Origin of the sequence: Bacillus sp. NMTD17 (genome assembly GCF_002998735.1) — a bacterium.
Taxonomy (GTDB): Bacteria; Bacillota; Bacilli; order Bacillales; family Bacillaceae; genus Bacillus.
In genome coordinates, this window is record NZ_PVRH01000006.1 from 215,902 (window position 1) to 237,634 (window position 21,733).

Genomic DNA, 21,733 nt, shown 5'->3' on the forward strand with positions numbered 1-21,733 from the left:
TTTTTCTCCTCTCACATGTCATATTGGAAAAAGCCTTTACCTGATTTTTTGCCGTACTCGCCTGCGTCGACCATTTTGACAAGTAGAGGACATGGACGGAACTTCGGATCTTTGTAGCTCTCGTATAAAACAAGCAATGAATTCAAAATCGTATCAAGTCCAATTAAGTCCCCTGTCGCAAGTGGTCCCATTTTATGGCCGAAACCTCCGCGGAAAATTTTATCGACATCCGCTGGTGTGGCGACTTGATCTTGCACCGCCCAAATCGCTTCGTTGATTGTCAGCATAAGCACACGGTTGGAAACAAATCCCGGAAAATCATGCACCACAACAGGTGTTTTATCAAACGATTTCAAGAAACCTTTTGCGGTTTCAACTGTGTCATCAGAAGTTGCTTTTCCTCTAATCACTTCAACCAACGCTTTAAGAGGAACAGGGTTCATAAAGTGCGCCCCAATGACCTTCTCAGGGTGATGCATAAGGGACCCTACCTTTGTAATCGAAATACAGCTCGTGTTTACAAAATAGATGGTTTCTTTCGCACAAATATCTCGCAGCTCTTCATAAATGGGTTTTTTAATCTCCCAATCTTCCGTCACATTTTCAATGACGATATGCGCGTCATGTAATCCTTCAAGTGAAGTTGACAGTTGGATTTGAGACAATACATCTTCTAAAGACAATGAGATTTTCTTCTTTCTCACAAATTGAACCAATTGATAGGTCTTCTTAATTTTTTCCAGCGCTTCGTTTAACTTTTCTTCTGTGACATCAACTAATGTGACTTGATAGCCATTTGCTGAAAGGTCTAATGCCATATCAGCCCCCATGACACCTGCCCCAATCACTCCTACGTGCTTTGTGTTCATTTCTCCAACACTCCAATTCGCTTTAAAATGACATTGATTTTTTCTACAACTTCATTTGTGAATGAATGAATAAAAAAGTGATCTCCATCGAATTCAAAAAACGCACAATCTTCGCTTGTATATTGATCCCAATCGTCTAAATCGAACAGCACAGAAGGCAAATCACGTGTACCATAAAAAATAGAAATTGGACAAGCAGCTGGAACGACTTCATCACACAGATAGGTCTCCAAAAGCTGAAAGTCTGCTCTTAAAATCGGCAGAAAGAAATCAAGCACTGCATGGTTATCGGCAAGTTCCTCAGGAACGCCTCCCATCGCAATGATCGCCTCTTTTAGTTTGGAATCTGACAGTTGATGATAGACTTTCTTTTCTGGAATATGTGGTGGAAAGCGCCCAGAATAAAAGACATGGACAGGCTCTTTGTTTAACCTTGTTTTCATTCTTTTTTGTAATTCATACGCAAGGACGGCTCCCATGCTATGACCGAAAATGGCATAGGGCTCTCCTTCTTTTAAAGAGGAGGACGCCTGTACATAAAGATCATCTGCGACCTGCTGTAAATCGGTTAGAACAGGCTCTGTCATTCTTGTCCCGTGCCCAGGGAGTTCAAGGGCATGAATTTCTATCGACTGGTCTATATAAGATTTCCACGTACTGAATACGGTACTTGCCCCACCTGCGTACGGTAAGCAAAATAACTTCACGACACGCCACACTCCCTTTTGCATTTGATTGCCAACGCTTCCAGCCAGTGTTTTTCATCAACGATGATTTGTTCTAAAGAAGCTTTGATATTGGCTTGGTACCTACTAGACATCTCACCTGAAAAAAGGAGTTTTGCTGCCTGATGCCTCGCTTTCTCCCATTCTGATACAATACGTTCCATCCATTCCACCAGCTCAGGTAGATCGCCTTTGATGAGATTCAGCCGATACAGCTCCACTTTCTTCGTATTGATGATCTGATTGAAAGACGCCACGAGCTTCTCGATATCATCCAATTGCGGATACTGCTCATAAAATGTTTCAAGAGCTGTGATTCCTTTTTCGATTACGTCTATCTGACCATGCATATTTCTCAGGAAATAAGTCGTTTTTTGATCAAATAATTCAGTCGAGAGCTTGTCCGGTTCAAAGTAGAAGGACGCATAAGAATGAAATTGATCATTCGGCTGAAAATGATCATGAAAGGTGTCATACCCTTTCTGTACATCTTTAAATGACAGCACTTGATGCTCATAAGATAAATTATCTAAATGCCGATTCTCTAACACTTGAAAGGTTTGCTGATTTTCATCGAAACCCGTAATTAAAATTGAATGACGGCTATGGTTTGTCAAATACTCTTTCCTGCCTCTCTGAACGTAAGGGTCTACCCAAACAATCACAGGGCGGTCCCGCATCACATCTTGTTTGACCTTTTCAATGAGATTGACACAATACGTCATTTTTTCGACTTGAATGCCTTGTAAATTCATAATCTTTTCTGGATCGTGTGCCGACATCCAGTCAATCTGCAGCAAGCCGTCATCTGTAAGCCCATAGGCAAATTGATCATTTAATAAGTATGGAGCGACTTCTTGATCATGCAGCTTCACAATTGGAAAAAAGCAATTGAAAAAACAGCTGCGATAAAACAAATCATTATAAGGATGAATGCCCGAAATCTGTTTGACGGTCATCTTTTTTTCCTCTCTTTCCAGCAGGAGATGTCACCATAAATCCTTTGATGAAACCAATCGTACAAAACCAAATGAAAAACAAATAATAAGAAATCGCTAATTCAATGAGAGAGGAAGGTCCCCATACAAAAGTCATTTTCCAAGGCAGCCCATTAAAGGCTAGTTGCGAAAGAATCATTGGCAGGAGCAATATCCCAATTAGCAGCAGCACCCAGCCGATACTTTTCAGCCAGACGCGAAGTGACATGTCCCTGCGAACTAAAGCGCCGTTTCTTACACGCTTCCTCCACTTGATAAAACGAACGATAGACACCATTTGCAGCAAAATAAAAAGACATGTCCCTGCTAAACTCAATTGATCAATGAGCTGAAATGGATCTATTGATGACTCTGCTTCTTCATTTGTACCCGCGATCGTATTGGCAATAAGACGTGCCGTTTGCTCGGTGTAGCTGCTATTCATATTTGCTAACACTCCGATAGCAATATCTTCTTTTGGCTGGATCAGAAAAAATGATGAATAGTTTGGGTTAGAGCCTGCATGAAAAAGTGATGACACCTGCTCATGCGCTTTTTCTATATACCAGCCGGCATTGTAATAGACATGCTTCCCTTCATCTGGGACATTCACAGTTAAATGATCAGGATTTATGACAAAACGAGACCAAGTTGAATCGGTCAATTGATATTGCAGCCAAGTCCCCACATCCTGACTATTCATCACAATATAGCCTGCAGGGGTGTTGCCTCGATATTCTGGTGCTTCATAAGCATGCGGAGCAAGGAATTGCAGTTTAAATCCTTCTGAGACAACACCAGACTTCATGCGTTTTAGCCCAGCCTCCGTTTGGTCAAGGTGATGCCTTTTAAACAGTTCTTTCATATAAGCCTCATACGACGTTCCTGTTACATTTTCAATGATGAGACCAAGGACATCATAGTTGATGGTGGCATATTCAAAGGAGCTGCCTGGCTTGCGATTAAGCTCAATTGATTTCAGCTGATGGACTGTTTTTTTCAGCGCATCCTTTGCATGATCAGGCTGGATAAGCGCAATGGATTGAAAGGGAATGCCGCTTGTGTGATGCATTAATTGCTCCACCGTCAAACGCTGAGGCTTTCCATGGTATGTTGGAAAAAAACCTGGAATATAGCTGCTCACTGGATCTTTTATATGAAGTTTTCCTTGCTTCTCTAACTCCACAATAGCAAGGGCGGTAAACGCCTTTGATGTAGAACCAATTTCAAAGAAAGTACTGGCTGTCACTTGCTCCTTTTTCTTTCGATCCGCATAACCAAAGCCTTTTTGGTACACCACTTCGTCCTTTTTCACAATCACAACGGACATGCCTGGAATGCGCCCAAGCTTCATCTGTTCCTCTATCACTTGATCAATGGCTTTAGGTGTAATCACTGCTTTTGCATGTGTCCCCCCGGCAAAGCTGCTTATCCATAAGACAGCTAATAAACATGACATGTAGATAACATACTGATTTTTCCTCATGTAAATAATGAATCCATTTCTTCAAGAGACATATCCACTGTTTCAAAATCAGACGGTGTAAATTCGATTCCTTCTTTCTCTAAGCAATGCTGTACCAAACGCTCAATTTGCTGCTCTACCGCTTGCAATAGCTGCGTCATGTCTGTTTCACGCAGCTGTTTTTCGCTAAAAGAAAGATGGAATATCAGCTGACCACCCTTGATGGTAGCGACCATATCGATGACGGTTGTTAATGGATTATCCAATGACGAATCAATCCCCGATGTAAAGTAAGTCATCTCATAATCAGATGATTGTTTCAGCACTTGATCAATTTCACCTAGATAGTTAAAGCGTAATTGCGGCGCTGAATGATTAGGAAGCTGCCTATTGATGAGTGAGAGCAGCCCATAGTCTGCACCTTTATTTGGCACTTCGCGTATCGTTTCTTTGACAGCTCGTATGTGATCTGAGAGAGATTCAGACACATGAACATTCACAGGATACATGGTGGTGAACCAGCCGAACGTTCTAGATACATCGATATCGTCCTCTACAGCATCCCTGCCATGACCTTCTAATTCCAAAGAAATCCTCTTTTGATTCGTTTGCTGATAACAGGCTTGCGTTAAGGCTGAAATTAACAGTTCGTGAGGCTGCGTTTGATACGCTTTATTCGCTTGATTGATCAATTGATCCGTGAGCTCCACTGATAATGCCTTGGTTAATTTGACTTCGTCTCTGACATATCCCTCATTTGAAGAAACTGGATACAGAGGCTGAATATCCTGCACCGCTTTTTGCCAATAGCTGAGCGACTCTTTTACCTCCTCTGATACTGCATACTCGTTCACCCGCTCTGTAAATGTTTGATAGGAATGGGTTTTAGGCGGAAGCACTTCAGCTGTGACCTTCTCTGCATGCAATAATTGAATCAAGTCCTCCACAAGAATTTGCCATGACATACCATCAGCTAAAAGATGATGGGCGGCAAAAATGAGATGTGATTGAAAAGCAGTTTGACAAAGCGCTGCCTGAATCAATGGTCCTTGATAAAGATGAGTTCTTTGCTTGACCTGACACCCTACTTCTTGTAGCGCTTCTTCCACATTCTCTTCTGACAATGCCGTAAAATCGTGGATCATCAGCGGAATACCCTGAATGTCTTCATCATAATGAAGCGTGTTTGTTGCCTCATGTACTTTTAACCTTAGTCCGTCGTGATGAATGACGAGCTCTTTTAAAGCATCCTGCACGATTCTTTCATCCATCTTTTTATTTGAATGAACAATGATGGATTGATGCCAAAAATGTTCATCTTTTAACCGCTGGGACCAGAACCATTCGATGATTGGGATCGATTTCACATCGCCCGCAGCCTGCTCTTGTGAAATATGTAAGACAGGTTCCTGCTGAACGACTTGTGCCATTTCTCTAAAAATGGGATACGTAAAAAGATCTTTGGTTTTTAAATAGAGTCCTTTGTCTTTTAACTTCGCAATAAATTGAATCGCCTTAATGGAGTCACCGCCAAGCTGATAAAAATGATCAGCCGGTTCGATCGTTTCATGCCCTAAGATGTCTTTTGCTGTATCTACTATGATCTCTTCAATGTCCGCTGTTTCCTTGGACCATTCAACGGCTGTTTCCACTTGAGACAACAATGGATCAGGCAGTGCTGTCCGATTGATTTTCCCATTTTGAGTAAGCGGAAGCTCATCTAGTAAAACAAAATAGGCAGGTACCATATAAGCTGGAAGCTGATCTGATAATTTCTTTCTAAGTAAAAAGGACGTCAGCTCTTTTTCTTTCAATTCAATATAAGCAGCCAGCTGTTTTTCTCCAGATTCATCGGTTAGATCAATGACAGCTGCTTTATCAACTTCTTCAAGTGCCATAAGTGCAAGTTCAATTTCTCCCAGCTCAATCCGGTAGCCTCGCAGCTTGATTTGATGATCAATCCTGCCAATGTAATCAATCTTTCCATCATTTGCTCGTTTGGCTATATCACCTGTTCGATACATGCGGCGATCGTTTACAAATGGATTGGGCAGAAAGCGCGATTCTTGCAAATCAGGTCTTTGCCAATACCCTCTGCCAACACCCGCACCTGAAATATAGATTTCTCCTACTGTCCCAGGAAGCACGGCTTGCTGATTCTCATCTAAAAGGTAAATCTCTGTATTTGGCATTGGCACACCAATTGACACCGATGTCCCCCCATCATCTTGATGGAATTGATGAATCATACAGCCGACGGTTGCTTCAGTTGGTCCATATTCATTAAAGATGGATATCCTTCCATCACTTGCCTCTGTGATTCTTTTGGCCAAAGCGGTCGATAATTGTTCCCCGCCCACAATCATCCGTTTCACAACTGATTGAGAAAGTGCAGCATCTGTTAACAGTGCCATATGAGCTGGTGTCAGCTTGATGACTTTTGCTTTTTGATCAAACAAAATATGTTCTAATAAAAAGCCTGGCTGATCCTCTTGACGATAGATCACCACTGTACTGCCAATGACCAATGGCGTATAAATGGATGTCACAGTTAAATCAAATGCAATGGATGAATACAAGGCAAAATGATCATCTGGTGAATCAGTATAATGTGTTTTGGCAGACATAATATAGTTTACTAAGCTTCTGTGCTCAATCATGACTCCCTTTGGCTGTCCTGTAGAGCCAGACGTATAAATCATATATGCGACGTCTTCAGCATCCCCAATGAATGGATGTTCCGCATCATACTGAGCCAACTGATCCCACACGTTGTAGATATTGTACGTACCGCCATTAAAATGGTATGCAGATGCGTGATCTGTGAAAAACAGTTTTGCCTGGCTGTCATCCAAAATAAACTGAATGCGTTCCTGCGGATACTCAGGATCAATCGGAACATATGCACCTCCAGCCTTTAAAATCCCCAGCAGCAGCACAATAAGTTCTGGTGAATGATTCATACATACTGCAACAAAGTCATGTCTCTGTAAGCCATGTGTTTGTAGAAAACGCGCCATTTGATTGGTTTTTCTCTCAAGTTCACCGTATGTCATGATATGAGATCCGTCCTGAAGCGCGATTCGATCAGGAGAAGACTTTGACATGTCTGTGATCAATTCATGGATTTTTTGTTTCTGTGGAAATAGTACGCCCGTGTCGTTCCATTGATATAGCTCTCGATGTTCCTCGTCTTCTGTCATGAGAAGTACGTCTTTTAACAGCTGCTTTGGCTGAGCGAGTATGGTTTCGACAAAGAGAAGCATTCTTTCGTGTAGAAAGTCGATGTCTTCATTGCTGTAATCTGAGATCTTGTAGTCATATTGAAGTTCGATTTGCCCTTTTTCATCCCATTCTTTCACAGCAACTTGTAAGCCATATGGCTGGAAGCCATTGTAAAGCTCTATGTATTCAACTTTGTATCCTTCCATCTCCTGCACCATATTTGTGCTGTAGGAGTTGATATAGATTTGAAAAAGCTGATCATATCCTGCTTTGGCAAGCTCTAAATCTTTGACAAGTGCATCATAAGGATAACGCTGATGCAGAAAGTAAGCCTTATAGCTTTTTTGAACGTCTGTCAGACTTTCTAACAAAGATAGATGAGGATCGATCTTCATTCGATATGGCATTGTACTGACGGTCATACCGGACGTGGCTTTTTCCTTTTGTCCGGAACGATTGAGAACTGGCGTCCCAATAATAAAATCTTTTTGCTGGTATCTTTTATGCAAGTAAACGAAGAGTCCTAAAGTAAATAAAGAGTTGATTGAACAATGATGGGTATCTATAAATTCATAGATTCGTTCTGAGAGTTGTCGATCAAGGTAATGGCTGTGCCGATGGCCTTTGATTTGGTCAGTTCCCTGTACCAAATAACTATCAGACACATCAGATAATGTTTCTTTCCAAAATTGCTGATCTTTTTTAAATCTTGGGGAGTTCATATATTTTGATTCTTTATCAATAAATACAGAATGATTGTCTGCTTCTTGTTCGATAGAGGAGCTTTGGGTAAGAGCAGTGTAAAGCTGGCTAATTTTATCGATGATTACTTTCATCGACCATCCATCTGCTACTGTATGATGGCATTTGATGAAATAACCGGATTGTTGTTCACCGACTTTTAATACAGCAAATTCGGCGAGAGGGGTTTCTGTTAATTGAAATGGTGTTTTGAAGGCTTTTTCGGCCCATTCTAGCATGTCTTCATGTGTGGAAAACTCATAGGCAGGAATTGGATTATCGGCGTTTGGATCAACGTATTGAAGCGTCTCACCATCTTTCTCTACTAGCTTGAGACGAAGAGATTCTGTCATCATGATACAAGATGCAATGGCCTGCTTCAGTTTATCAAGCTGCAACGGCCCATTGACGAAAATGATACCGCCAATATGATTGATCGGTGTTTCTGGATAAAATGTTTCCATGTTCATCACGCGCCGCTGCGGATGTGTTAATGGCCAATATACTAAACTACTAGTCAATTACGCCACCTCTACTTTTCATATAGTTAACATTTCTACGAACATATTAAATCATATAACGGTATTTTTGTAAATAATTGAGATAAAATGTCTAAATTTGTTCATTTTTTAATCTAGACGCTAGGAAAGCCGACACAGTAAACAGAGCAACGTTTATAAAAAAGACGACTCTTGCCCCAAAGAGATCGGTCATGGTGCTCATAACAAGGATGGACATTCCGTATATAAAAGTTGATAGTGTATGTTGAGCTGACAGTATTTTGGGCAATTCAATTTCACTCAGTGTATCTTGTACATAGGTACGAATAGAAATGCTGCGAAGCTGAAAAGCTGGCCCTAATAAAAAGACAAACAACAAACTCATCCATGCTGAATGATTCAATCCTAAGCAAAGGGTTAGCACAGCTACGATCACCGAACTGTAAAAAATGTGATCAAACAAACGCTGTTCCACATGCTTTGCGAACCGCAGCACGAGCAGGCCGCCTAGAATGGTTCCGCCAAAATAGCTTGCGTTAATAAATCCCCACCATGTTTCAGGCTGGTGTAAGACTTCTGTGACATACACAAGGATAATGGCTCCAGTCCAGATACTTCTACCGCTCATGGATAGCATTTCTAAAACCGTTAATGTTCGAATAGTTGGCTTTTCATACATGAGCTTCCACCCTGAAAAGACCCTTGTAGCAAATGATTCAGACTGTTGCTCTTGTTTAGCTGCAGCCCCAGTATCAATCATAAAGAGCATAGATATGAGCGACAAACTGTATAAAACAAGTGTCGTCAATAGGAGAAACTGCGGTCCAAGAATACCAATAAACAGCCCTCCTAAAAGCCAGCCTAGTAAAAGAACAATTTGATCAGAAGTTAAGATATAACTATTGGCTTTTAGTAAAAAGTTCTTTTCTACTAAACGCGGGATCATCGAATTTCGAACAGGAATGGTTCCTCCATCTATCAAAGACAGGAAAAATACAATGATAAAAAAGAAAGGAATAGTAAAAGTTGATAGTTGTAGAATATAAATGAAAATCAAGCAACCGAAGAAAGCAATTTGACACATTTGCAAATAGATAATGAGTCTTTTCAGCTTAAATTGATACATAAAGAAAGGAATGAGTACCGCTCCAAGGGCTTGTCCAACAAACTGCGAAACAGCCACCATTGAAGCAATCAGTGTAGAATTTGTTAATTGATATGTCAGGATGGTCAGAACGAGGACATATAGCGAATCCCCAAAATTAGCTAGGGATTGTCCCCCTAATAAAAAGTAAAATGATTTGTTTTTCATATTGATCTCCATTTTCTCTTCATTATCACCCATAATAATACATTTTTTTCTACACTTCTACTTTTTATAACAATATTTTCATAACTTGATACATTTTACCTAATTTAAAAAACCGCCAATAGGCGGTTTTTATTTAGTCATATATATGAACAGTTGGTTCTTTGTCTTCAGCATTTTTCGTGATCAGGGCTTCTTGTTGATCAGAAGATGTGATGTTAATTTCGATATTGGTACTCTTATAGTAATCCATGACTTCACCTGTTAAATATTGCGTGAAGGCTACAACTTCCGTTTTTCCATAGAACTGCATTGGAATTTCGACTTTCATTTTTTGCAGGTTGCCGTTTTTGTAAAAGCCTTTTCCTACGACACCAGTGTAATTCGGGAAGTAGTCTTCGACTTTTGTTTTGAAGCGGTCAAATCGCTCGGAATCATCTTTGTAGTTGCCTTTCGCATTATCTGAAGGGAAGAAGACATTCTCCTCTTTGATCGTATCCCAATTGCCGATATCAGCTGAGCCTGCTTTCACATCCGTTTTGGCGATAAAGTTTCCTGGAACGATAGATGATTTTGGTGCTTGCTTATAAAGTGCAATCATGACAGGCACTTTTTGCAGTCCATCCATTTGACGAATTCGTTTGATCACTTGTTCAGCGATTTTTTCACCTTCTGCCAAAAGTTTCTTTGAACTTTTCGATGAATCGATCGTCACCTCTTGCTGCGGGTCACCGATATTTTCACGGTAATAATAAACAGAGTTCAGTGCAAGACCAATGACAACTCCGCCAAGCTGTAAGCTGTTTTTATCTTTTCGAATTAAGTAATTATGTTCTAGCATCGAAGCTAAGTAAATTGGACTATTTTCATTTTTAGACTTTGTTGAACCTGAGTTTGGAAGAGCTGGGTTTAAGCCGAGATTCTTAAAGTCTTTATCTTCTTTTTCTGCCTTTTTCAGATCACTGCCTGTTTTTTTGCGCGACAGCCAGCTGAGAACGGTGTCCTCATCTAAATGCTGTCCTTCTTGGAAAAGATAGTCGTTTGTATTAAATGACTCTGTTGCAAGGCGCATAAGTCCTGTTTCAAATTCATCGATGTCCAGGCGTGTGTTGAGACGCTCTGCTGTTAACCCTCGCGCAGCCCCTTGTTTAAACGGCAGCACCATTTTGTAATAGGAGTCAGAGATATTGTACATCGGGATGATGGCTGTTTCCTTCGTTTCATCCGTTTTTTGTGTGACCTCTTCCTCTTCCTTTCCCCCAAAAGGTGCACACGCTGACAATACCAGTGTGAGCATTGTCAGCAGCAATAACAACTTTTTCAATAGAAAACACTCCTCTTATTTCTTTAGCTCCTCGAGCATTTTAGCTTCGTCCCAAATTTCAATATTGAGTTCTTCTGCCTTTGTCAGCTTACTTCCCGCTGCTTCTCCGGCAATGACTAAATCTGTTTTTTTACTCACACTACCTGCCAGTTTGCCGCCTAATGCTTCGATCGCTGCTTTTGCATCGTTTCGGGCCATTTCTTCTAATTTCCCTGTCAGTACAATGGTTTTGCCTGCAAAATAGGAATCACTTTCTTCAACCTTCACCGGCTTTGGTCCTGTATAGGTCATATTGACCCCAAGCTCTTTTAGTTCATTTAGCAGGTTGAGAATTTCTTCTTTCTCAAAGTACGTGACGACTGCATCGGCCATTTTTTCACCAATTTCATCTACTTCAAGTAATTGTTCTTTCGTTGCTTGTTTTAACTGATCGATATCCTCAAAGTGCATGGCCAACGTCTTCGCTGCTTTAGAACCAATAAATCGAATACCGAGTCCAAATAATAACCGTTCAAGAGAGTTTTCTTTCGATTGCTCGATCGAACGCAGTAAGTTATCGACTGATTTCTCGCCCATTCGTTCTAGCTGAATCAACTCTTCTTTTGTTAAACGGTAAAGGTCTGATACACGAGAGACAAGCTGTTCTTTGAAAAGTTGTGTAATGACTCGCTCGCCTAGCCCATCAATATTCATCGCATTACGAGACACAAAGTGAATGAGTCCTTCACGTATTTGAGCGGGGCATTGTGGATTGATGCACCGAAGCGCAACTTCTCCTTCAATTCTGACCAGCTCACTTTGACACTCTGGACATTCAGTCGGCATGTGAAACGGCTTTTCTTCTCCTGTTCGCTGATCAACAAGGACCCCTGCAACCTCTGGGATAATATCGCCCGCTTTTTTGACAATCACTTGATCAAAAAGGCGGATATCCTTCTCTTTGATCAAATCTTCATTATGAAGAGAAGCACGCTGCACTGTCGTTCCTGCCACTTTTACAGGCTCAAGAATCGCTGTTGGTGTGATGACGCCAGTACGCCCAACACTTAGTTCAATATCAATCAGCTTCGTCACGACTTCTTCGGCCGGAAATTTGTACGCAACAGCCCAGCGTGGACTTTTTGCTGTAAAGCCGAGCTCTTCCTGCTGAGCTAACGAATCGACTTTGATCACAATTCCATCGATTTCATATGAAAAATCGGCACGCTTCGTTTTCAATGTTTCAATGAGGTCGATCACTTCTTCAATCGTGTGGCACATCCGTCTTTCTTTGTTCGTTTTAAAGCCAAGTTCGTCGAGAAGATCAAGTCCCTCGCTTTGCGATTCAACACCGATTTCATCAAGCTCCGCTATACTGTAGACGAAGATATCAAGGTTTCGTTTCGCCGCAATTTTCGTATCAAGCTGACGAAGCGAGCCTGCAGCCGCATTACGCGGGTTCGCAAACGGCTCTTCTTCGTTTTGTAATCTTTTTTCATTTAATGCTTCAAAAGAAGGTTTTGGCATAAATGCCTCGCCTCTCACTTCAATCGACAGAGGACGTTTGATTTTGAGCGGGATGGAACGAATGGTTTTGAGGTTTTCAGTAATATCCTCACCCGTTGTCCCATCTCCACGCGTGGCACCTCGGACAAACACACCGTTTTCATAACGGAGAGAAACAGCGAGTCCGTCAATTTTCAGCTCGACATTGTATGCGACATCGTCACCAACTGCTTGACGAACCCGTCGGTCAAAATCAAGAAGGTCCTGTTCATTAAACGCATTCCCGAGGCTGAGCATCGGTGTGCCGTGACGCACTTTTTGGAAGGCGTCTAACACAGCGCCTCCTACTCTTTGTGAAGGGGAGTCCGCTGCTTTTAAATCAGGGTGCTCTTCCTCTAAAGAGATCAGCTCACGCATCCGCGCATCATATTCAGCGTCAGGAACACTTGGACGATCAAGTGTATGATATTCGTAGTTGTATTGGTTCAAAATCTGGTGCAGTTCCTCGATCCGGCGTTTCGCTGCTTCTTTATCCATCTGCTTCTTCCTTTCAATTCATCCGTTTTATAAGTGCTATCGGTTTATTGCTTCTCAATTGGCGCAAATGCTGCGAGAAGACGCTTAATGCCTGTAGGGCTTGGGAAGGCAATATCAAGCTCTGTGCTGTCTCCACTGCCTTTTACACTCACAACCGTTCCAACGCCCCATTTTTTATGAGCCGCTTTATCACCCACAGCCCAGCCAATACTTCCGCCGCCTGTGTTTTGAATGGTTTGAGTTTGCGGACGTGAGACAGGTCCCCGTCTTTGCGGTCTTTCTCTTGTTTGGCCAAACGGTGTTTTCGTTTCTTTCTTCTCATTTAGGTTGTCCAATAAATCGGCTGGTATTTCTCGAATGAATCTTGATTCAAGGTTCATGTTTGTCCGGCCGAAGAGTGTTCTCATCTTGGCACTTGATAAATAAAGCTCTTCTTCCGCCCGTGTGATGCCTACATAGGCAAGGCGGCGCTCTTCTTCCATCTCTGCATCTTCCATTAATGAACGGCTGTGCGGGAAAACACCTTCCTCCATGCCCATTAAGAAAACAACAGGGAATTCTAGACCTTTTGCAGCATGAAGAGTCATTAAGATGACGGCATCCTGATCTTCTTCCTCATTCTCATCCAGCTTATCAATGTCTGCGACGAGGGCGAGATCTGTCAGGAAAGTCACGAGAGACTTGTCTTCATTTTGTTCTTCAAAGTTCTTAGTGACGGAGAGAAACTCGTCAATATTTTCTAGACGGCTTTGTGCTTCAATCGTTTTTTCAACCTTCAGTGCTTCACGATAGCCTGTTTTCTCTAGGATTTCTTCTGTTAATTCTGTGACAGATAAATAATCCTGCATGTTCGTCATTTGATCAATGAGCTGTTTGAACTCATCAAGCGCATTGGCTGCCCTTGCACTGAGTCCAATGAAATCTACCTGACCAAGCGCTTCAAACATAGACAGGTCATTCATCTCCGCATATGCTGCGATTTTATCAACAGATGTTGCACCGATTCCACGCTTTGGTACGTTGACAATACGTGCAAAGCTAATGTCGTCATCTGGGTTAGCTACTAGGCGTAAGTATGCCAAAATGTCCTTGATCTCTTTCCTGTCATAGAACTTCGTGCCGCCGACAATGTTGTATTGAATGTTTGACTTCAATAATGTTTCCTCTATGACACGAGACTGGGCATTGGTTCGATAAAGAATCGCAAAATCGGATAATTTACGCTTACCGCTCTGATGAAGCTGATGAATCTTTCCAGCAACAAATTGACCTTCACCGAATTCATTATCTGCACGGTAATAGGCAATCTTCGCTCCTTCATCATTTTCTGTCCAAAGATTTTTCGGCTTACGGTTTGAATTGTTTTGGATCACCGTGTTTGCGGCATTTAGAATACGTTTAGTCGATCTGTAATTTTGCTCAAGCAGAATCACTTCACTGGACGGATAATCTTTTTCAAAGGAGAGAATGTTTGTAATATCCGCTCCGCGCCAGCGGTAAATGGACTGATCCGAGTCACCGACAACACATATATTTTGAAAACGCTGAGCGAGCAGTTTCACAAGCATGTACTGCGCTCTGTTCGTATCCTGATACTCATCGACATGAATGTATTGGAATTTCCGCTGATAGTGTTCTAATACTTCAGGGATGCGCTCAAACAGACGAATCGTCATCATAATTAAATCATCAAAATCGAGTGATTGGTTTTTGAGTAACCGTTTTTGATAATCTGTATAGACGTCGCTGACCACTTGATCATAGAAATCACCAGCTGTTTTGGCGTATTCCTCTGCGTCTATGAGTTCGTTTTTTGCACTGCTGATTGAACCTAAAATGCTGCGTGGATCAAACTTTTTAGGATCGATATTTCGTTCTTTCAGAATATTTTTTATGACTGAAAGCTGATCAGATGTGTCTAATATAGAGAAGTTGCGATTCACACCAATACGGTCAATATCGCGTCGTAAAATGCGCACACACATGCTGTGGAACGTAGAGATCCAAATGTCATCGGCACCAGGCCCTAAAATGGCTTGTACACGCTCACGCATTTCACGTGCTGCTTTATTTGTAAACGTAATCGCTAAAATGTTCCACGGAGCCACATGCTTTTCGGCCATTAAGTAGGCAATTCGATGTGTGAGCACCCGTGTCTTTCCGCTTCCTGCTCCTGCCATCAAGAGGAGGGGACCGTCTGTTGCTTTGACCGCTTCTTTCTGCGCGTCATTCAGCCCTTCTAATAGATGATTCGATATTTCATTCATTCCATTCACCGCCAATTCGAACTTATGTTCTATTTTAACCCGTTTCGTCTTGTTTGACTATGATGACTTTTTGACTGCGCCCACTGTCTTTAATGCTTCTTTGAAATTGTCATAAATGACGTTTCCTACAACAACCACGTCTGCATGCTGCGCAAAGTCTGTTGCCTGCTTCGCGTTTTCAATGCCCCCGCCATAAAAAAGGACCGTTTCATGAAGCACTGCTTTTGTTTCTTTCACAAGCTCTATATCTCCAAGCGTTCCGCTGTATTCTAGATAAAAAATGGGCAGCTTCATCAAATGCTCTGCCACTCTTGCATATGCCCTTACGTCATCGATGTCCAGCGCTGTATTTGCCTCTGTGAGCTTGGCCGCTTTACACTCTTCATTTAAAATAACATAGCCTTCAGGCACAATCTCTTCCATTGACATCAAATCACCGAATTCCTTCATCGCGTCCTTATGAAGCCCAACAATCCAATCAGGATGAGAGCTGTTTAAGACGGTCGGGATGAAATACAGATCGAAGCCCGGCACAATCATCTCATGTGTTGAGATTTCGAGCACACATGGCACAAGAAATCGGCGGACCTTTGACATCAATTGGAGCACATTGTCCTCTGTCACATTGTCACTGCCGCCAATCAATATGGCATCCGTACCAGATTCACAAATCGCCTCCAGCTGTTCATCGGATATTTCTTTATTTGGATCGAGTTTAAAGACATGCTTCCACTCGGTAACATCATACATGAAAAACGTTCCTCCATTCGTTTCATTCCATTTAAATATTATAACAAAATCAGTGACCGCAAAAAATGGGTAACCTCCTTCAGCTAAAAGTTTCATTCTTTTGAAAATGGACGATTTTAACTCTAAATGAGGCTAATGGAGACTATGTGAAAAGATCCACTTCAAGAGGACTAAGGGAGATAAATATATTAATACTGAACTGAAATGCGAGCTGCTTCGTCTCATCACATGATATTATACAATAAAGGAACATTTTACTATCTAATAAGCAGGTGAATGATTTGAAAAGAACCATCACATATGATCAAACGATCGACATCGGATACATTGATCTCATCCCGCCTAGAATCGGAACAATCAAAGAAACCATTGAATTTGACGTAAATGAATGTGTGAATGCAGATATTGATAAAGAGGGCCGAGTGGCTGGGCTGGAGCTATTTGCAGAAGAAGCCGAGGTTTTGAAGCATGCACCCGTTTATGAGGACGAGCTTTCGTTACGTTTTACGGATCAGGAAGTTCTCTCAACCTATCATTTATCGGGCATTGAAATTCAATTCTCGACGCCTGATCACAAAGGGCTGATCGGTTTTACGATTGTCGATCCTCTTCGATATAACGTCAAAAGAAAGACAAGAAAAAACCGTTTTGAATGGTCAAAACGGTTTTTTCAAACTATTGTCTCACTTCATTGAAATAATGGACGGATGTCATGGCCCCTTCATCGACCATCTTGTTGTCTTGAATATCTAATGGATCAGGGTGTCCGGCTTTTTCAGGAATCTTTTCATCTGAGCGGAACATGCTTGCCCATTTTTTGAGATGCTGTTTATTTTTTACCGCTAATAACACAGCACCACCAACCCCTAATCCTGCAAGTACATACGCATTTGGACGCTTATTCATGTATGTTCCCTCCCCTTATGATCTTATTTGTAAGTTACCCCGCCTTTTTATTTCTAAACGTCACAATCTGTTGAAGTGGTTTCTCTTTCAATGAAAAGTGGAATAACAACAGCAATGATAGAGAAAAGAGGGGATCTTCGTGACAACAACTTTCATTGTCATTGGCGCACTATTAGTGATTTGTTTCATCTTACCAATCATTTTATTCATCTGGATTTGGATGCGAGATGAAAAACAGGAAGAGCATTCTGTCCTGCGAAATTATCCGGTCATTGGAAAGCTGCGGTTTATTTTTGAAAAAATAGGACCTGAGCTGCGCCAATATCTTTTTCTGAATGATCGGGAGGAGCTTCCTTTCTCAAGAAGAGAATATGAGCAAGCTGTCATGTCTGGGAAGTACAAAAGCCGGACGATGGGCTTTGGATCAAAACGTGATTTTGACAAGCCTGGTTACTACATTCGCAACGTCCTATTTCCAAAGCAGCGAGATGAATTACGCATCGATCAATCTGAAAAAATATATACAAAAGTGTATCAGATTGATCAAGACAATTTACTGCGAAGAAGTGAACATACCAAAGAGGTCGAAGCAAAACCTTACTATCTCCATCAAGACGATGTACAAGTGATTGGCGAACACACATGTCAAAAGCCTTTCCGTGTAAAAGGCCTGATTGGACAGTCTGCCATGAGCTACGGATCTTTAGGCGACAGGGCCATTACAGCACTATCCTCTGGATTAAAAATGGCTGGCGGTACGTGGATGAACACAGGTGAAGGCGGGCTTTCCCCATATCACCTCAAAGGCGGAGCCGATATCATTTGCCAGATTGGGCCCGGTCTATTTGGTGTCAGAACAGAGGATGGTGCTTTCTCCTTTGAAGAATTTAAGAAAAAAAGTGAGCACGAGGAAGTCAAAGCCTTTGAGCTGAAGCTGGCTCAAGGAGCAAAAACACGCGGCGGACATATTGACGGCGAAAAGGTCACCGAAGAAATTGCGAATATCCGTAAATTGCCGCCCCATCAATCCATTGACAGCCCAAACCGATTTGAGATGTTCCACTCCATTCCTGATATGTTTGATTTCATTGAACAGCTACGAAGTATAGGCGGAAAGCCTGTTGGCATCAAGCTTGTTGTCGGACATAAAGAAAACATTGAAGAGCTTGCAGCGTATATGAAAAAAAGCGGAAAGCATCCTGATTTCATTACAGTGGATGGCGGAGAAGGCGGCACTGGTGCATCCTTTCATGAATTGGCAGATTCCGCAGGGCTGCCCATTTTCACGGCGCTCCCAATGGTTCATCAAATATTGAAAGAATACGGTGTCAGAGATCAGGTAAAACTCTTTGCTTCCGGCAAACTTCTCTCACCTGATAAAATTGCGATTGCCCTTTCCATGGGTGCTGACTTTGTAAATATCGCACGGGGACTCATGTTTTCAGTCGGATGCATTCGCGCACAAGTGTGCCACACGAATAAATGCCCAGTCGGGGTCGCCACAACGGATCCAAAGCTGCAAAAGGGTTTATCAATTGAAGAAAAGAAATACCGAGTCTGCAATTATATCCTTTCTCTAAGAGAAGGTTTGTTTAACTTATCCGCAGCCGCTGGAATTGAATCTCCCATTCATTTTAATGAAAAACATATTATCTACAGACAAGAAAATGGCCAGACAAGTGAAGTGCCGATGTTTTCAGGGACACAGCCATCTGTCTAGTTTGAGAAAAGGTGCGTTTTCGCACCTTTTTTTCGTTGACATTTTGGCTCAATCGCGTATAAAGAACTTAGACAAATGATAGGAGATGGAGGATGCGTGAGGTTATAGGCGAGCTAAAATAAAAAACAGGACCGCTTGATTCAGCCAGTCCTTGCTTGTCTTTTCAGCGCTCTCCATAAAAAAACTGTAAACAACTCCATTCTTGTTGAAAAGGATTGTTTACAGTGAAAGCTGTTTTATTTTGTTTCGTCATTTGCCTGCTGTTCTGCTACGCGGTCAAGTGCCATCGTATAGGCATCATTTCCGTAGTTCAAGCAGCGTTTGACACGTGAGATGGTTGCAGTGCTCGCACCTGTTTCCGTCTCAATTTTATGATACGTGTTCCCCTCGCGAAGCATACGCGCTACTTCAAGACGCTGTGATAAAGATTGGATTTCATTGATGGTACACAAATCATCAAAGAATCGATAGCATTCTTCCAGGTCTTTAAGGGATAAGATGGAGTTGAATAACTGATCTAAGCTTTTGCCCCTTAATTTATCAATTTGCATCTTTATACATCTTCTCCTTTACTATTGGCACACCGCTTCGCACGACATTCTATGAAGAAAAGCGGTATCTTTCCTGACTAATTTTTTTCAACCTCAGCAATGAGCTTTGAACGAATCATGACAGGTTTGGTTCTACGCTGGAAATGCCGTCAGTTCTTTCGTAAGCCGAAGCTTCTTTATCGTATACAAATTCGACAAGTTCTGTCATTTTCCTTGTACGACAATCTGACAAACTTGTTTGCTTTCGATATCAGAATCACTTCTGCTTGATTAGGTATGCCCTAAAATACAGGTTGTGCGGAAAGCTCGGCGAGACCACAAACATGCGCCCCGCCTCGCTCAATTATTCAAAATATGTTGGTCGGCCAGCGTAACCGACAGATTCATTTTTCAATTAGGGCATTTCACTCGTCATGTCAAAGCCCTCTGCTTCAACAACTCCACATAAGCATTTTCACTTACATGGCAGCGAAGAGATCCATTGCTCACTTCTGCCCTATAACAGCTGTCAGAAATGTGGCAAAGATGATACAGCTCCACTCTGTTATATTTTAACGCATTATAGACGGAAAGAGTACAGTTTTTTTCATGACATCAAATATTCCTCTTGGTGTCACTCGAATATACGGCAAATGTGTACTTTGGAAAAAGACAAGTGTATCAATTGGGCAATCAAATGGATAGCCTCGCTCAATGAGCAGCTCGCGTAATGTTTGTATCTGCTGAAGAACAGTCTCAAACGGTTCAGCCGATGCACAGCCTGATAATTGCAGCGGGATTTCGTGCAAAATTTTCCCGTTCTCTGTGAGGACGATCCCCCCGCCGATTTCTTTCATTCTCTTATGTGCCAGCATCATGTCCTCTTTATTTTTCCCAATCACTAAAATGTCACCCGTGAGCGAAAATGAGCTGACAAAGCCTTGCACTTTGTTTGCGAAACCTTTGAGCATCGTATTCACACGCCACTCGCCTTTTCGGTCAATCAAGCTAAAGAAACTTTGATCATGGTCACAGGACAGCTGGTTCACCGAGTTATCAATCTCCACTGTATAAGGCTCCATGATGACAGCATTTCTCATTTTGACACCTAGCGGCATGGAAAATTGCAAATCACTCATCGTCAGATCATAGCATAAATCTAATGGAACAAGCCCGCCATTTTTCCATTTAGTTTCTTGAAATTGATGCTGGTTCTCGCCATCCAATTTGAGAGTAACCCCTTTAGATATCACCGTTTCAGGATTTGGGTTCATCGGATCATCTAAAATATTCAAAGAAGCCAGCCGGCCGGGACCGACAACACCTAATAGGTCATCAATTTGATAGTATTTTGCAATGTTAAATGTCGCCATATTATACGCATCAATGATAGGCACACCTTCTTCAAGGGCAATTGAAATCAAACGATTAATCATACCTTCCTCATAAAAATGAGGCGCAGCTCCGTCTGTTGTATAGAAAAAGTGATCATAGTGTCTAAAATCACGCTCGTGCAGTTCTCTTAAAATGTTCACTAAATCTGGGCGGATGGAAGAATGACGAAGTGAGACATGGTAGCCAAGGGACAAGCGTTTTAGCACATCGTCCGCATTCATCGCTTCATGATCGCTGTCCGCGCCAAACAGCTTCATTTTTGTTAGCGTTTTCTCGGAAGCTCCGGGGAAATGCCCTTCAATTCGTTTTCTCTGCTTCTTCGTTTCTTGCATGCAATATAAAATGAGATCATCACCGTCCATCAATCTTGGCCAGCTTGTTAATTCGCCGCCTTGAAGGACATCAGGATGATCAATCCATTCCTTGCGATAGTTGATAGGAAGCATCTCATCTTCATATCTGACTTCAGTCTGAAGATCGTATCTAGACCACCAGAAATACTGAAATGGCTGCTGTTTTAATTCACACAGAGTGGAAAGCGCTTTCTTTTCATTGCTCTGCAAAAGAAGAAATAAGTTATCGCTGACCATCGTTGTTGTGCCAAATTGAGACACATATTCTGCAAGTGATTGGGGATTATAAATATGGAACGGATGCGCGTGAGGCTCTATATACCCAGGCACAATGTATTTCCCTTCACAATCAATCACACGTTTAGCTGATTTATTTTGAGGAAGCTCTGCTCCGACATAAACAATTCGATCATCATGTATCCAAATATTTGCCTTCACCCATTGTTTCAAAAATGGGTTTAGCACGAGTCCATTCATTAAAAGGAGTGTTGGAACTATTTTTGAGTCGACTACATCGATTTGTGTGCGGATGTCATTGTTTCTCCAATTAAAAGTACGTTCGGACATTCACATACTCTCCTTCATTTGTATTAGCACTATCGTAACATAACGAACCACGTTACGCATTAATGAAACGTTACAATTTCTTGAAATC

At 41.8% G+C, this 21,733-nt stretch carries 15 protein-coding genes and 2 pseudogenes; 2 read left to right on the forward strand and 15 right to left on the reverse strand.

All coding sequences use genetic code 11. The features are described from left to right. Positions 1 to 11: 11 nt before the first annotated feature. The 12 genes and pseudogenes from C6347_RS17050 to pcrB form a co-directional block, all read right to left on the reverse strand. Positions 12 to 869: a 3-hydroxyacyl-CoA dehydrogenase family protein gene (locus C6347_RS17050; protein ID WP_066031209.1), complete on the reverse strand. Its 858-nt coding sequence runs from the start codon at positions 867 to 869 to the stop codon at positions 12 to 14. Continuing rightward, entirely contained in the window at positions 866 to 1,576 is a 711-nt protein-coding gene (locus tag C6347_RS17055; protein WP_106071892.1) for a thioesterase II family protein, read from the reverse strand. The genes C6347_RS17050 and C6347_RS17055 overlap by 4 nt, the downstream gene beginning before the upstream one ends. Beyond that, positions 1,573 to 2,553, reverse strand: coding sequence for a C39 family peptidase (locus C6347_RS17060; RefSeq protein ID WP_106071893.1), 981 nt, complete (start codon positions 2,551 to 2,553; stop codon positions 1,573 to 1,575). Before C6347_RS17060 ends, C6347_RS17055 begins: the two co-directional genes overlap by 4 nt. Then, positions 2,516 to 4,030 (reverse strand): serine hydrolase domain-containing protein, encoded by a 1,515-nt coding sequence (locus C6347_RS17065; RefSeq protein WP_258182083.1) that lies wholly within the window; start codon positions 4,028 to 4,030, stop codon positions 2,516 to 2,518. The genes C6347_RS17060 and C6347_RS17065 overlap by 38 nt, the downstream gene beginning before the upstream one ends. Positions 4,031 to 4,053: 23 nt before the next feature. Next, positions 4,054 to 5,985, reverse strand: coding sequence for a condensation domain-containing protein (locus C6347_RS19715; protein WP_483861156.1), 1,932 nt, complete (start codon positions 5,983 to 5,985; stop codon positions 4,054 to 4,056). After that, positions 5,962 to 7,239 (reverse strand): annotated as a pseudogene (locus C6347_RS19720) (non-ribosomal peptide synthetase); the annotation flags it as partial. The gene C6347_RS19715 and the pseudogene C6347_RS19720, both read right to left, overlap by 24 nt. Further along, positions 7,234 to 8,523 (reverse strand): annotated as a pseudogene (locus C6347_RS19725) (condensation domain-containing protein); the annotation flags it as partial. The pseudogenes C6347_RS19725 and C6347_RS19720, both read right to left, overlap by 6 nt. Before the next feature lie 91 nt (positions 8,524 to 8,614). Continuing rightward, positions 8,615 to 9,814 (reverse strand): MFS transporter, encoded by a 1,200-nt coding sequence (locus tag C6347_RS17075; protein WP_060595701.1) that lies wholly within the window; start codon positions 9,812 to 9,814, stop codon positions 8,615 to 8,617. Between the two features lie 133 nt (positions 9,815 to 9,947). Beyond that, positions 9,948 to 11,135: a CamS family sex pheromone protein gene (locus C6347_RS17080; RefSeq protein ID WP_060595700.1), complete on the reverse strand. Its 1,188-nt coding sequence runs from the start codon at positions 11,133 to 11,135 to the stop codon at positions 9,948 to 9,950. Positions 11,136 to 11,150: 15 nt separating this feature from the next. Next, positions 11,151 to 13,157 carry an NAD-dependent DNA ligase LigA gene (gene ligA / locus C6347_RS17085; protein WP_106071896.1) on the reverse strand — a complete coding sequence of 669 codons (2,007 nt, stop codon included), beginning with the start codon at positions 13,155 to 13,157 and terminating at the stop codon, positions 11,151 to 11,153. 44 nt (positions 13,158 to 13,201) lie between these two features. After that, positions 13,202 to 15,424: a DNA helicase PcrA gene (gene pcrA / locus C6347_RS17090; RefSeq protein ID WP_060595698.1), complete on the reverse strand. Its 2,223-nt coding sequence runs from the start codon at positions 15,422 to 15,424 to the stop codon at positions 13,202 to 13,204. Between the two features lie 57 nt (positions 15,425 to 15,481). Beyond that, positions 15,482 to 16,174, reverse strand: a complete 693-nt coding sequence (pcrB, locus tag C6347_RS17095) for a heptaprenylglyceryl phosphate synthase (RefSeq protein ID WP_060595697.1) — start codon at positions 16,172 to 16,174, stop codon at positions 15,482 to 15,484. Positions 16,175 to 16,446: 272 nt separating this feature from the next. Here pcrB and C6347_RS17100 point away from each other — a divergent pair, with 272 nt between their 5' ends. Next, the gene (locus C6347_RS17100; protein WP_223251465.1) at positions 16,447 to 16,869 is read left to right on the forward strand and encodes a DUF2283 domain-containing protein; all 423 of its coding nucleotides are present in this window, start codon (positions 16,447 to 16,449) and stop codon (positions 16,867 to 16,869) included. Here the strand turns inward: C6347_RS17100 and C6347_RS17105 are convergent. After that, positions 16,850 to 17,080 (reverse strand): hypothetical protein, encoded by a 231-nt coding sequence (locus C6347_RS17105; protein WP_003214314.1) that lies wholly within the window; start codon positions 17,078 to 17,080, stop codon positions 16,850 to 16,852. The genes C6347_RS17100 and C6347_RS17105 overlap by 20 nt on opposite strands. A gap of 139 nt (positions 17,081 to 17,219) precedes the next feature. Between C6347_RS17105 and C6347_RS17110 the strand changes: the two genes are divergently transcribed. Continuing rightward, the gene (locus C6347_RS17110) at positions 17,220 to 18,800 is read left to right on the forward strand and encodes an FMN-binding glutamate synthase family protein (RefSeq protein WP_106037213.1); all 1,581 of its coding nucleotides are present in this window, start codon (positions 17,220 to 17,222) and stop codon (positions 18,798 to 18,800) included. 236 nt (positions 18,801 to 19,036) lie between these two features. On the opposite strand, the gene C6347_RS17115 is transcribed toward C6347_RS17110, so the two are convergent. Together C6347_RS17115 and C6347_RS17120 are read right to left on the reverse strand one after the other, a co-directional pair. Then, on the reverse strand, positions 19,037 to 19,351 hold the full coding sequence (locus C6347_RS17115; protein WP_003214053.1) for a YerC/YecD family TrpR-related protein: 315 nt from the start codon (positions 19,349 to 19,351) through the stop codon (positions 19,037 to 19,039). A gap of 551 nt (positions 19,352 to 19,902) precedes the next feature. After that, positions 19,903 to 21,645, reverse strand: a complete 1,743-nt coding sequence (locus C6347_RS17120; RefSeq protein WP_106071897.1) for an adenine deaminase C-terminal domain-containing protein — start codon at positions 21,643 to 21,645, stop codon at positions 19,903 to 19,905. Positions 21,646 to 21,733 lie beyond the last annotated feature (88 nt).

Coding starts and splice junctions, on each gene's coding strand:
- C6347_RS17050 (WP_066031209.1), bottom strand. CDS start 869: ATGAACACAAAGCACGTAGGAGTGATTGGGGCAGGTGTCATGGGGGCT.
- pcrB (WP_060595697.1), bottom strand. CDS start 16,174: ATGTATGATGTTACCGAGTGGAAGCATGTCTTTAAACTCGATCCAAAT.
- C6347_RS17105 (WP_003214314.1), bottom strand. CDS start 17,080: ATGAATAAGCGTCCAAATGCGTATGTACTTGCAGGATTAGGGGTTGGT.
- ligA (WP_106071896.1), bottom strand. CDS start 13,157: ATGGATAAAGAAGCAGCGAAACGCCGGATCGAGGAACTGCACCAGATT.
- C6347_RS17060 (WP_106071893.1), bottom strand. CDS start 2,553: ATGACCGTCAAACAGATTTCGGGCATTCATCCTTATAATGATTTGTTT.
- pcrA (WP_060595698.1), bottom strand. CDS start 15,424: ATGAATGAAATATCGAATCATCTATTAGAAGGGCTGAATGACGCGCAG.
- C6347_RS17075 (WP_060595701.1), bottom strand. CDS start 9,814: ATGAAAAACAAATCATTTTACTTTTTATTAGGGGGACAATCCCTAGCT.
- C6347_RS17120 (WP_106071897.1), bottom strand. CDS start 21,645: ATGTCCGAACGTACTTTTAATTGGAGAAACAATGACATCCGCACACAA.
- C6347_RS17065 (WP_258182083.1), bottom strand. CDS start 4,030: ATGTCATGTTTATTAGCTGTCTTATGGATAAGCAGCTTTGCCGGGGGG.
- C6347_RS17115 (WP_003214053.1), bottom strand. CDS start 19,351: ATGCAAATTGATAAATTAAGGGGCAAAAGCTTAGATCAGTTATTCAAC.